At 62.1% G+C, this 12,733-nt stretch carries 9 protein-coding genes and 1 pseudogene; 2 read left to right on the forward strand and 8 right to left on the reverse strand.

Translation table 11 applies throughout. The annotated features are described in order from the left end of the window. Positions 1 to 118: 118 nt before the first annotated feature. Positions 119 to 2,740, forward strand: coding sequence for a type I DNA topoisomerase (gene topA, locus ACTG19_RS19010; RefSeq protein ID WP_005362158.1), 2,622 nt, complete (start codon positions 119 to 121; stop codon positions 2,738 to 2,740). A gap of 108 nt (positions 2,741 to 2,848) precedes the next feature. Next, positions 2,849 to 3,013 carry a hypothetical protein gene (locus ACTG19_RS19015; RefSeq protein ID WP_005334891.1) on the forward strand — a complete coding sequence of 55 codons (165 nt, stop codon included), beginning with the start codon at positions 2,849 to 2,851 and terminating at the stop codon, positions 3,011 to 3,013. 15 nt (positions 3,014 to 3,028) lie between these two features. On the opposite strand, the gene ACTG19_RS19020 is transcribed toward ACTG19_RS19015, so the two are convergent. From ACTG19_RS19020 to ACTG19_RS19055, 8 genes and pseudogenes are all read right to left on the reverse strand, one after another. Then, positions 3,029 to 3,385, reverse strand: a complete 357-nt coding sequence (locus ACTG19_RS19020; protein WP_113740425.1) for an MGMT family protein — start codon at positions 3,383 to 3,385, stop codon at positions 3,029 to 3,031. 66 nt (positions 3,386 to 3,451) lie between these two features. Next, the gene (locus tag ACTG19_RS19025) at positions 3,452 to 5,005 is read right to left on the reverse strand and encodes a methyl-accepting chemotaxis protein (RefSeq protein WP_113740426.1); all 1,554 of its coding nucleotides are present in this window, start codon (positions 5,003 to 5,005) and stop codon (positions 3,452 to 3,454) included. Positions 5,006 to 5,217: 212 nt separating this feature from the next. Continuing rightward, positions 5,218 to 7,082: pseudogene (locus tag ACTG19_RS19030) on the reverse strand (beta-N-acetylhexosaminidase). Beyond that, positions 7,067 to 7,939, reverse strand: coding sequence for a BadF/BadG/BcrA/BcrD ATPase family protein (locus ACTG19_RS19035; protein ID WP_439989413.1), 873 nt, complete (start codon positions 7,937 to 7,939; stop codon positions 7,067 to 7,069). The pseudogene ACTG19_RS19030 and the gene ACTG19_RS19035 overlap by 16 nt, the downstream one beginning before the upstream one ends. Then, complete coding sequence (locus tag ACTG19_RS19040; protein WP_113740429.1) at positions 7,932 to 9,677, reverse strand: glycoside hydrolase family 9 protein; 1,746 nt, start codon at positions 9,675 to 9,677, stop codon at positions 7,932 to 7,934. The genes ACTG19_RS19035 and ACTG19_RS19040 overlap by 8 nt, the downstream gene beginning before the upstream one ends. A 114-nt stretch (positions 9,678 to 9,791) precedes the next feature. Further along, positions 9,792 to 10,784 (reverse strand): ABC transporter ATP-binding protein, encoded by a 993-nt coding sequence (locus tag ACTG19_RS19045; RefSeq protein WP_005353824.1) that lies wholly within the window; start codon positions 10,782 to 10,784, stop codon positions 9,792 to 9,794. Positions 10,785 to 10,795: 11 nt separating this feature from the next. Continuing rightward, complete coding sequence (locus tag ACTG19_RS19050) at positions 10,796 to 11,815, reverse strand: ABC transporter ATP-binding protein (RefSeq protein WP_019446723.1); 1,020 nt, start codon at positions 11,813 to 11,815, stop codon at positions 10,796 to 10,798. Continuing rightward, a complete protein-coding gene (locus tag ACTG19_RS19055) occupies positions 11,812 to 12,732 on the reverse strand; it encodes an ABC transporter permease (protein WP_005353820.1) in 921 nt (306 codons plus the stop codon). Before ACTG19_RS19055 ends, ACTG19_RS19050 begins: the two co-directional genes overlap by 4 nt. Position 12,733: the final 1 nt, after the last annotated feature.

A 12,733-nucleotide genomic window follows, 5' to 3' on the forward strand; every position in this document is an offset into this window, starting at 1 on the left:
GTTCGGGCTGGTCAGGCAAATTTGCTCACAAGATTGCTTTTTCGCGCCAAATCTCTTATACAGCCCCACAAAACCGCACACCAACCCCGTCGGGTGCAATGAGGATAATAGTTACAGCATGGGCAAATCACTGGTCATAGTGGAGTCTCCGGCCAAGGCCAAGACGATCAACAAATATCTGGGCAAGGACTACGTGGTGAAATCCAGCGTTGGTCATGTTCGCGATCTGCCCACCAGCGGCAGCGCCAGCACTGAGCCCAAGAAACCTGTCATTCGCGGCATCAAGTTGAGCGAATCCGAGAAGGCTGCCAAGGATCGCAAGGCCCTGTTTGCCCGGATGGGTATCAATCCGACCGCTGGCTGGCAGGCTAACTACCAGATTTTGCCCGGCAAGGAGAAGGTGGTCAGCGAGTTGCAAAGTCTGGCCGAGAAAGCCGACACCATCTATCTCGCAACCGACTTGGATAGAGAAGGAGAGGCGATCGCCTGGCACCTGCGCGAGATCATCGGTGGCGACGACAGCCGCTACAAGCGCGTGGTGTTCAACGAGATCACCAAGAGCGCCATCAAGGAGGCGTTTGCCCAGCCGTCCGAACTCAATATTGACCGCGTCAATGCCCAGCAGGCCCGTCGTTTCCTCGACCGCGTGGTGGGTTACATGGTTTCCCCGCTGCTGTGGAAAAAGCTGGCCCGCGGTCTCTCCGCCGGTCGGGTGCAATCCGTTGCGGTGCGTCTCATCGTCGATAAAGAGCGCGAAATCAAGGCGTTCGTACCGGTCGAGTTCTGGGATCTCAATGCCGACCTGCTGACCGCCGATAAGAGCGATCTGCGGATGGAAGTGGTCAGCCGCAACGGGGCCGACTTCAAGCCGGTGACCCAGGCCGAGACCTTTGCCGCCGTGGCGGCCCTGGAAGGGGTCGACTACAAGGTGGTGAACCGGGAAGACAAGCCGACCGGCTCCAAGCCGTCCGCGCCGTTTATCACCTCTACCCTGCAGCAGGCGGCCTCTACCCGGCTGAGCTTCGGGGTCAAGAAGACCATGATGATGGCCCAGCGTCTCTATGAAGCGGGTTACATCACCTATATGCGTACCGACTCCACCAACCTCAGCAAAGAGGCGGTTGAGGCGGTGCGTGAATATATCGGCGAGCAGTATGGCGCGGCCTATCTGCCAGCCGAGCCGAATCTGTATGGCGCCAAGGCCAATGCTCAGGAAGCGCACGAAGCGATCCGTCCCTCCAACGTACAGGTGACTGCCGAGATGCTGGAAGGGATGGAGCCGGATGCCATGCGTCTGTACGACCTCATCTGGCGTCAGTTCGTTGCCTGCCAGATGACCCCGGCTCAGTACGACTCCTCCACCCTGACTGTCAAGGCGGGTGAGTTCGAGCTCAAGGCCCGTGGCCGTACCCTGCGCTTCGCCGGTTGGACCAAGGCTCTGCCGCCGATGGGTCGCAAGGGTGAAGATAGTCAGCTGCCGGCGGTGACCGTTGGCGAGGTGCTGAAACTGGTCAAGCTGGATCCGCGCCAGCACTTCACCAAGCCGCCTGCCCGTTTCACTGAAGCTGCGCTGGTGCGCGAGCTGGAAAAACGCGGCATCGGCCGTCCGTCAACCTACGCCTCCATCATCTCCACCATCGTTGATCGCGGATATGTGCGGGTCGAGAGCCGCCGTTTCTTCGCCGAGAAGATGGGCGAGATTGTCACCGATCGTCTGGTGGAGAACTTCGTCGAGCTGATGAACTACGAGTTCACCGCCAAGATGGAAGACAAGCTCGATGGCATCGCCGAAGGGAGCCTGGAGTGGAAGAAGGTGCTGGACGCCTTCTACGCCGAGTTTACCCAGGAGCTGGAGAAGGCTGACAAGGCGCCCGAAGAGGGCGGCATGCGTGCCAACCAGATGGTGATGACCGACATCGACTGCCCGGATTGCGGCCGCAAGATGGGTATTCGTACCGCCACCACCGGCGTGTTCCTCGGCTGCTCCGGCTATGCCTTGCCGCCGAAAGAGCGCTGCAAGAAGACCATCAACCTGGTCTCTGCCGACGAGTTTGTCTCCGCCACTGACGGCGAAGAGGCGGAAACCGAAGCGCTGCGCGCCAAGCACCGCTGCGGTGTCTGTGGTACAGCGATGGATGCCTACATTATCGATGACAGCCGCAAGCTGCACGTCTGTGGTCGCAACCCGGATTGCGATGGCTACGAGATCGAGAAGGGCCAGTTCAAGCTCAAGGGCTACGAAGGGCCGAGCATCGAGTGCGACCGTTGCGGAGCCGAGATGCAGCTCAAGAACGGCCGTTTCGGCAAGTACATGGGCTGCACCAACGAGACCTGCAAGAACACCCGCAAGATCCTGAAAAACGGCGACATCGCGCCGCCGAAGGAGGATCCGGTGCCGCTGCCGGAGCTCAAGTGCACCCAGTCCGATGCTCACTTTGTACTGCGTGACGGTGCTGCCGGTCTGTTCCTGGCGGCCAGCAACTTCCCCAAATCCCGCGAGACCCGCGCGCCGCTGGTGGAAGAGCTCAAGCGCTTCAAGGATCGCATCTCCGCCAAGCACAAGTATCTGGCCGGTGCCCCGCTCACCGATCCGGACGGCAACCCCGCCATCGTGCGCTTCAGTCGCAAGACCAAGGAGCAGTACGTGATGAGCGAGGTGAACGGCAAGGCGACTGGTTGGACCGCTCACTACGACAACGGAACCTGGCAAGAGAGTTTGCCAAAGGCTAAAAAAGCCTGATGAAAAGAGGCCCCGACAAGGGGCCTCTTTGCTTATGGATAGCGGTATACTGAGACAGCTGCAAGGAGTGCAGCTGTCGTCAATCGCGAAGTAGACAAGGAGGTTGAGATGGAGATTAACGAGATCCGGCCGGGCATGAGCTGCATGACCCGTGAAGGGGCGGCCTATGTGCTGGAGGTTGACCGGCAGAGCCTGCTGGTGCTGCTGCAGCGTGCGGATGAGACCATACCGGTGCAGGTGCGCAGCGACGAGATCCTGGCGCCGCTGGAGTGATCCGGCTGTGCCCCCTCAAAACGGCAGTAGAAAAAGCAGCTCGGCCAGATCGGGCTGCCATTGCCACTCCTTCATTCTGACCCGCCCACCGATCACTGGCACCCCCTCTTGTTGCAATCGTCCCATCTGCTCGGCAAAGCCTGGCGATCCTTTCGGTAACGAGATGGTGCCCGCCGCGCCCAGCACCCGATGCCACGGCAGTACCTTGTCGGTTTCCCGCAGCACCTTGCCTACCAGTCTTGCCCGTCCGGGCAGCCCCGCCAGATCGGCCACCTGACCATAGCTGACCACCCGGCCTGCCGGGATCAAGGCGATGATCGCTTCGATACGGGCAGCTTTGTTCAATGGGGATGGACTTGATTCAATGCTCATAGACCCGATTCGTCAAAAACAACAGAAGCGCCATTGTGGCGCTTCTGTCATGAGGCTGGCAATGATTCAGCCGAAGGTCTGGCTAAGCCCCTTCAGTTGCTTGGCCCGTTCCAGCAGAGCCTGACTGGAGTGATCGACATCCAGCATCTTCTGACTGTTGGCGTGGGAGTACTCGGAGATCTGGTGGATGCTGCGGCTGATCTCCTCCACGACCGCTTGTTGCTGCTCTGCAGCGGTGGCGATCTGGGTGGAGTGTTCGGTGACCAGCTCTATCTCTGCCAGCACGGTATGGAGGCTGCTGGCGCCCTGGCGGGTCATCTCGGCACATGCGCGGGTCTGTTGCAGGTTCTCCTGCATCATCCCCTTCCAACGCCCCAGCGTGTGCTGGATCTGCTTGATGCTGCCCTGGATCTGCTCGGTCGCCTTGTGGGTGCGGGTCGATAGAGTACGCACCTCGTCTGCGACCACCGCAAAACCACGGCCCTGCTCCCCGGCGCGAGCGGCTTCGATGGCAGCGTTGAGGGCCAGCAGGTTAGTCTGCTCGGCGATGCCCTGGATCTCGCCCATGACACTGCCAATCCGTTCGGATTCACTGGCGAGCTCTACCGCCGAGTTGAACGCCAGCTCTGCCTGTTTGGCGAGCTGTTCGATCTGTTGCTCGGTCTGGTTCAACTGCTGGTTGGTTTGTTCACAACGATTGCGAGCTTCGTTGACCTGACCGTTGGAGTCTTGAATGTTGCGGGCGATCTCGTGAGCTGTGTTGGCCATTTGAGTCATAGCCGTAGCCATCTGCTGGGTCTGGGCATCTTGCTCGTTGATATCGAGACAGGCCTGATGAGAGGCCTGCTTCAGATTGATGGCCAAGGTTTGCAGAGGTGCCGTGGCATCGTTGATCCGCCCCAACACGGTTCGGATGCGAGCCTGCAGCATCTTGATATGAAAATCGGCAATGGCGCCGGGGTTGTCACCGGAGTAGACCAGCCGGGTCAGACTGTCATATTCGCGGCCCAGCTGCTGTAGATAGTGGGGCAGGGCAAAAAGCTCGCGCCAGTAGGCTCCGCCAAGAAGCAACAGGGGCAGCAGCATCAGCAGGACGGTCATGGCCCCTTGGCTGGCGAAGGTCCAGCCCATCATGCCGAGCAGCAGCAGGGTAATGGCCGGGGTGCGCACTCTGACAAGAGAGGGTAGGTTGCTGCTGTTGCCACGCTCGGCCTTGAGCAGAGCTTGGTAGGTCTGAGCAGCGATGCGCTTGAATTGGGGCTCGGGCTTGCAGCGTACCGACTGGTAGCCGCTGATCCTGTTGCCTTCATAGATGGGGGTCACATAGGCATCTACCCAGTAGTAACGACCATCCTTGCAGCGATTCTTGACGATGCCGCGCCAGGGTTTGCCCTCCTTGAGGCGGGCCCAGAGATCGGCGAAGGCGGCCTTGGGCATGTCGGGGTGGCGTACCAGATTGTGGTTGTGACCGACCAGCTCGTCGGCGCTATAGCCGGCGATGGTGCAAAAAGCCGGATTGGCATAAGTGATCACCCCGCGCAGGTCAGTGGTGGAGACCAGTTGTACGTCGGCAGGAAACTCCACTTCGCTATCCAGGGTATGGACATCTCTGCGGGCCATAGGAATACGCTCCGATGTTCTTGTTGATAATGTTGTCGTTGTTATTGTGGCAGATCTGGAGGTGGCCGCAGGCTCGCGCCAGCAGGAGGCAGACCAGCTTCATTGGGGGCTGGATTTTGCCAATAATGGCGGATGAATGGTAGGGGGAAGTTGATGTTTTGTTGGCTAATCGTAAAAAAGGCGGCCGATTGGCCGCCAAAGTAGAGACAACATTACCTCTGTGGCATCCGGTAGCGCACCTGCAACTGATCGAGGATCTGCAGCTGACCCGGCAGGCGGGCGGCGAAGTGCTCCCAGCCCTTGTGGGCGGGATCGCTCCAGGCCACCTCGGCCGTGGCCAGCATGCGCGGGAACAACATGTAGTCGAGACGATCACGGCTGGTGATCAATTCTGACCACAAGGGGCTCAGCACCCCGAGGATGTTATCGTTGGCATGGAAATCGGCTGGGGCAGGATCGCAAGCATAAACCTGCTCCAGATTGAGGGTCCCCGCCCAGTAGAGGCCGGGTTCATGAATATCGGCGCTCCAGGCCAGATCCAGATAGAGGAACTGGGCGGGCGCCATCACCACCGGATAACCGGCTGCGGCAGCGTCCAGCCCCGCCTGAAAGCTGGTCCAGGCACAGATGGCCGCTTTGCGGCTCACTTTGTCGCCATGCAGTATTTCCTCCCAGCCAATCATCTGTTTGCCTCTGGCGGCCAGATAGCGCTGGCAGTGGCGCAGCAGATGGCCCTGCAGCTCGCGGCAGTCGGCGTAGCCCTGTTCGGTCATCAGCTGCTGGCAGGCGGGGCTGTCGGTCCAGACCCCGGTCGGCACCTCGTCACCCCCCATGTGGATCTGCGGGCCGGGGAAGAGTTCGCACACCTCGTCCAGCACCGCCTCCAGAAAGCGGTAGGTGCCGGGCAGGGCGGGGTTGAGCACGTTGTCATCGAAATGCTGGACCGAGCGGTAGCGGGAGTGATCCGCCGTTTCGATCAGCAACTCGGGCAGCGCCTTGATGGCGGCGTGGCAGTGGCCCGGGATGTCGATCTCGGGAATGACGGTGATGCCGAGCTCAATGGCATAGCTCACCAGCTCCTTCACCTCGCTCTGGGTGTAGTAGCCGCCATAGGGTTCGGCACCGCCGCTGAGCTGGGGGTCGATCGCCAGATCGTGGCCGCGCCAGGCACCCACGTCGGTCAATGCCGGGAAGGCCTTGATCTCGAGTCGCCACCCCTCGTCATCGGTCAGGTGCCAGTGGAAGCGGTTGAACTTGTAGAGGCTCATCAGCTTGAGCAGGCGCTTGATGGTTGCCGGAGTGTGGAAGTGGCGGGCGCAGTCGAGAAAAATGCCGCGAAAGCCAAAGCGCGGGGCATCCTCCAGCGTGACGCAGGGCAGGCTCTCCCCATGTTGCAGATACCACTGGGCCAGCGTGACCAGCCCATAACGCCAGCCCGCTTCGTCGGCGGCGGCAATCACCACCTCCTGCGGCGTGATGGTGAGTTGATAGGCTTCGGGGGCCAGTTTGGCCTCGGTCAGCCGGATTTCAGCGTCGTGATCCTGCTCCAGCGCCAGCGACGTCAGCTCGTTGAAGTGGGCCAGCAATTTCGGTACATCGCGGGGAGCGCGACATGAGCCCGCTCGGCCAGCCGGAAGTTCCCCTCCAGCAGTACCAGATGGGCCGGTTGTGGCACTATGCCGGGCTGGGGCTCGACATCAGGCAGGTCGGAGCGGGTTACCGGCGGGTTCTCCAGTCCGAGATCCTGCGCCGCCAGCGTCACCGGCAGCAGCTGGGCACCCGTGGTCGCCTCCGGCAGGCTGAGAAAGAAGCCCTGCGGCATGTCGGAGAGCTTCTTGATGGGCGTCTGGCGGCAGCAAAAGCGCAGCTCGCAGCTGCCAGCGTTCGGGACAATCACCTTGTAGCTGCCGCTTTGGCGCTCCAGCTCCCCCCCTTGCAAGGAGTCGGGGTCGATATGGCGAGCCAGACAGAAGTGCAGTTTCCACTTGGTATCAGGCATGAGTGAGAGGGTGAAGGTGAACCAGACATCCTCGCCGTCACGTCGGGCGACCTGGGTGTGGATCAGGGGTGTAGACATGGAAAATCCTCTGATTGGGCAAACAGGATGGCGCCATCGAGCGCATCTGCCTGGGGGGGGATCAGGTTGAGCTGGCCGAGACGGGGAGCGAGGCGGGTGCCAATCCCCCCCAGCAGGGCGATCTGTCTGGCACCGAGCTGGGTCATTCCCTCCAGCAGGATCTGCAGTTGTTCGCAAGTTTCGTCCAGCAGCTGATTGGCGAGCTCGTCGCCATCGCTGGCTGCATCAAATACCCAGGGGGCAAAGTGGCCATAGTCCGCCGGAATGGCGCGGGCGGCCCAGCGTACCACCTCGGCCTGATCCCGCTTGAAGCGGTCCATCAGGCGGATTGCTAGGGTGCTGGGGGGCAGAATGCCGTCGTGGCAGAGCAGGGATTGCTGGATGGCGCGCAGCCCCAGCCAGGCGCCGCTACCTATGTCTGAAATGGGGAAGCCGCGGCCGGAGCAGGTGCGGATCTGCCCCTCCTGATAGACCAGCCCCACCGAGCCGGTACCGGCGATGAGGATGGCCCCCTCACGGCCGCCAAAGGCGCCAAGGCAGGCACCGCAGGCATCGGAGGTGAGCCTGACGCTGGCAAAGGGGAAGGGCATCTCGAGCAGGGCGTGATAGCAGTCGGCCAGCTCGGCGGAGGCGAGCGCCAGCCCGACCCCCATCTGTTGTTCGTACTCGATTCCGAGTCCGGCCGTAAGGCGGGCGCTGGCGATGGCGGCCAGTATATTGGCGTGAGCGTGAGGGATACCCAGCTCCAGATTGGATCCGGCGGCTCGCCCTTCACCGAGCAGCTTGCCTGCCCGATCCCGGATGCGGGCGCGGGTGTGGGTGCCACCGCCATCGACGCCGACCCAGAACTCAATCATGGCGACCTCCATTTCCCTGCGCACTCTGCCAAGTGATGGCCAGAGCAAACCAGGCAGCGTGGGGGATCCACTGCTCGCCCCAGCGCCAGTTCTGATCCAGCCTATCCTTGTACTCCTCCGGAATAAAAGCCACGTCGTTTTCGTCATCGAACCCGGCGGTGATGCCGTTGCAGATACCCCCCTGCGCATTGGGATACCCAGCGGTATAGGCGGGGTTGTTGATGCCGTGGCCCGCCAGCATGCAGGCGTTGAAGGGGTTTTGCCCGAGGATCCAGTCGAGTTGGCGCTGGCCGTAAGTGATGAGCGGCTGGCTCTGGCGGGGGAAGTGGCGGGCGCCAGCAAAGGCCATGGTCGCCAGCGATGCGAGGCGGGCGTTCTCCCCCTGCCACCAGTAACCGGATTCGTTGTGGTGGGGCATAAAGAAGCTGACGCGCGGCGCTTCATCCACCCCTTTCACATATTGGCGGGCGAGGGAGAAGGGGTTGCCTGCGCGGGCGCAGAGCGCCAGCTCGGCGGCCAGCGCCTGCTCCACCACGGTTTGTACCCGGGCCTGGTGCCCCTGATCCGGCTCTACGCCCAGATATTCCAGCAGCGCCAGAACCGGCAGACCCGCCTCGGCGGCGTGGTAGTAGGGGCGCGAGCCATCCTCGTTGGCCGACCAGTAGTGACCCAGCTCAGGATGAGGGCGCTGGCGGGCACAGAGCTTGCTGGCGCGGGCTCTCGCCTCATTCAGCCACTCGGCGCCGAAAGTGCGGGTCAGCTCCACCGCCGCGAGCAGAGCGCAGTAGTCGTCGATGATGTTCTCGACCCCGTTGTCCAGATAGGCAAGGTTGTGTTCGCACAGATGCAGGTAGCCGCGTTTGGCTGCCTCGGCGTAGCGGCTGGCATCGAAGTCGCCACTGACGCTCTCGCGGGCGGCGCGGGCCAGCGCGGCAATGGCCATGCCGCCCCCCTGGCGGAAACCCGCCTGCCAGTTGGCGGATTTGAGCCCCTGCTGGGTGGCATAGGCGCACAGCTCGCGCTGGGCGGGATCCTTGCTCCACTTGTCGAACAGGGTCATGAAGAAGAAGCCCGACTCATCCTGCATCCGGCAGAGGAAATCGGCGCCGTGCAGCGCCTCGTCATTGAGCCGCTTGCAGAGGTTCACCCCGTCGATATCGCGGCGCGGGGCCAAGAGTTCCCGGCACTTGAGCAGAGCCCACACCACCATGGGGGTCTGCTGGGGGTTGAGGTAGTTGGCGTAGGAGAGGTGGCTCAGGTACTTGCTCATGTCGCCGCTGGCATCGAACCAGCCGCCGTGCACATCTTTGTGCTGGTCGGAGCCAAACAGGCGGGCGCTGCGGTCGGCCCGATCAAAGGTGCCGCTGGCGCGCTGCCCCTTGAAGTAGTGAATGACATCGGAGAGGCAGCGGCTGGCCAGCAGATCCTGGCCGATGGCAAAACGGGTGGAGCGGACTATGCGTTGCTCTGTGGCGGCTGCGCCTATGGGGGCAATGATCGCCTCCAGCCGATAGTGGCCGGGCTCCTTGAAGGCGGAGAAGTCGGCACGCCAGTAAGCGCGGCCCTGCCAGCCGGGGACGCTGCCAGCTGGTTGCAGTGGGGTTTCAAACAGGATCTGGCCATCGTCGAGGCGTTGCAGCCTGACATAGCCGCCGAGATCAGGGGCGGGGGAGGTTTGCAACAGGGCGACCTTGTGTCCGTCGCACTCGTAGCCCACCTGATTGATCAAGAGTTCCATCAAGGTATTACTCCTGTGGTTCACCGCCGGGCGGTGAGGCACATCACGGGGCTGTGGCCGCCCCGTATCGAGGCATGGCCGGACAGGGTTGTCCGGCCGGTCTAAGGCTCACCCTCACTCGTAGAGGTAGCAGCGCACGAAGTGGTTGTCGGCAAGCTTGGTGATGGGGGGGAGCGCCTCCTTGCAGCGTGGCATTGCCTGATTGCAACGCCCGGCAAAGGGGCAACCGCAGGATTCCGGCGTCCAGAGCGGGATCTCCCCCTTGCGGCCTCCCTCCAGCTCGGCGTGGATGCTCTTCTCCGGGTCGGGCACCGCCGAGATAAGCAGCTGGGTGTAGGGGTGCTGTGGGTGGTGCAGGATTTCATCCACCTCGCCCCACTCCACCATGTGCCCCACATACATGACCGCCAGGTCTTCCGCCACGTAGCGGGCGGTGGCGATGTCGTGGGTGATGTAGAGCATGGAGACGCCGAGCTCATTCTTCATCTGCTCCATCAGGTTAAGGATACCGATGCGAATGGAGACGTCGAGCATGGAAGTAGGCTCGTCCGCCAGCACCACTTCCGCTTCCACCGCCAGATTGCGGGCGATGTTGACCCGCTGGCGCTGGCCGCCGGAGAGCTGGTGCGGATACTTGGCCGCCGTCGCCTTGGCGGGGGTGAGCCCCACCTTCTCCAGCAGGGCGTAGACCATGTCGGGCAGCTCTTTCTTGTCGATCACCTTGCTGTGCAGCAGCAGGGGGCGGGCGATGTGGTGATAGATGGTGTGGGTCGGGTTGAGCGAACCGAACGGATCTTGCCACACCATCTGCACGCTCTGGCGATAGTCCAGCAGGGCGGTGCCTTTGTTGAACTCCTCCAGATCGTGGCCGCGATAGAGGATGCGCCCGGCACTGAGCTTGTACATCTTGGCGATGATCTTGGCGATGGTGCTCTTGCCGGAGCCGGACTCCCCGACCACCGCCAGGGCGCGGCCCCGGTGCAGGTTGAAGGTGATGTCGGAGAGCGCCCGCATCTTGCCACTCTTGATGGCATTGGAGTTGATGGGGAAGTCCTTGTAGAGGTGCTGGACTTCGATGATGGGTGCATCGGTTTTGGCGATTTGCATGACAGACATCCTTAACAGCCAGCGGCCTTGTCCAGATAGATCACGGAATCTTGTTGCAGTCCCTGCTCCTCATAGAGGTGGCAGGCGGTCTGTTGCCCGGGGCGGATCTCGGCCAATTTGGTGTACTCCTGACGGCAGCGATCGTGCACCTTGCCGCAGCGGGCCTGAAAGCGGCAGCCGACCGGCACCTCCAGCAGGTTGAGCGGGGTGCCCGGGATCCCCTCCAGCACCTTCTTCGGCCCGTGCAGGGGCGGGAAGGAGTTGCCGAGCCCTCTGGTATAGGGATGCAGCGGCGCGGTCAGGATCGCCTTGGAGGGGGCGACCTCCACCAGTTCACCGGCATACATGATGCCGATGCGATCGCAGAACTCCACCATCAGGGAGAGGTCGTGGGTGATGAACAGAATGGAGAAGTTGAACTTCTCTTTCAGGGCATAGACCTTCTGCAGGATCTCCCGCTGTACCACCACATCGAGCGCCGTGGTTGGCTCATCCATGATGAGCAGCTCGGGGTTGAGCGCCATGGCGATGGCAATCACCAGCCGCTGGCGCATGCCGCCGGAGAACTGGTGCGGGTAATCCTTGAGCCGGCTCGGGTGGATATCGACTATGGTGAGCAGCTCCTGGGCGCGCTTGATCGCCTCGTAACGGGTCATGCCTGGGTTGTGGGCCAGCAGCACGTCGCAGAACTGTTCCTCCATCCGCAATACAGGGTTCAGGGCGTTCATGGCGGACTGGAACACCACCGACACCTGTTGCCAGCGGTAGGAGCGCAGCCGCTCGTCGTTGTAGTGGAGGATGTTCTCCCCCTTGAACAGGATCTCGCCACCGCTGATGTAGGCGGGCGGCTTGTGCAGTCGGGCCACCGAGAAGGCGACGGTGGATTTGCCGCAGCCAGACTCACCGGCGAGACCGAAGATCTCGCCCTGTCTGATATCGAAGCTCACCGAGTTGACGGCGCGCACGTCGCCATTTTCGGTGATGTAGTCGACGCAAAGATTGCGTACTGACAGCAGGGGATGCTTGTTCATGCTGTCTTCTCCTGTGCGGCAGAGAGTGGAGTTGCGACCGGGGTGGCAAGTTTCTTCCAGCGGCTCAACCCTTTGTGGGAGCGCAGCTGCGGGTTGGCAATCTCGTCTATGGCGAAGTTGAGCAGAGCCAGACCGGCACCCAGGGTGGCGATGGCAAAGCAGGGAGCCAGGATCTCCCACCAGGCGCCGACCAGAATGGCGCTGGAAGTCTGGGCGTTGTAGAGCATGATGCCCCAGCTCACCACGGTCGGGTCGCCAAGCCCCAGGAACTCCAGGGTCGCTTCGGTGACGATGGCGTAGATGATGGAGCCGATGAAGCTCACTCCGATGATGGAGATGAGGTTGGGCAGGATCTCCACCAGAATGATGCGCCAGGCCGGCTCGCCCAGCACTTCGGCGGCGATGACGAACTCCTTCTCGCGCAGCGCCAGGGTCTGGGCGCGGATGACCCGCGCACCATAGGCCCACGAGGTCAACCCTATTATCACGGCAATCACCGCCGGTGACGCCTCCCCGATAAAGCTCGCCAGCACCAGTAGCAAGGGGAGGTTGGGGATCACCAGCACCACGTTCATCAGGAAGGTGAGGCACTCGTCCACCAGACCGCCGAAGTAACCGGCGGTGATGCCGATGGCGACGGCCAGGGTGCAGACCAGCAGGCCTGCGCTGAAGCCCACCAGCAGCGAGATACGGGCGCCGTTGGTGAACTGGGCCCAGATATCGTGGCCCATGCGGGTTGAACCCATCACGAACTCGGCACTGGGCGGCTGGTGCGGGCGAGCCACCCGTTTGGTCGGCTCGTTGCTGGCCAGAATGGGGGCAAAGAGGGCCATCAGTACGAAGGCAACCACGATGGCGAGGCCACAGGCAGCCTTCTTGTTGCCCAGCAGGATCTTGAGAATGGTCGGCATACGCATC

It is taken from the genome of Aeromonas sp. 3P (genome assembly GCF_051919745.1).
GTDB classification, from domain to species: domain Bacteria; phylum Pseudomonadota; class Gammaproteobacteria; order Enterobacterales; family Aeromonadaceae; genus Aeromonas; species Aeromonas veronii.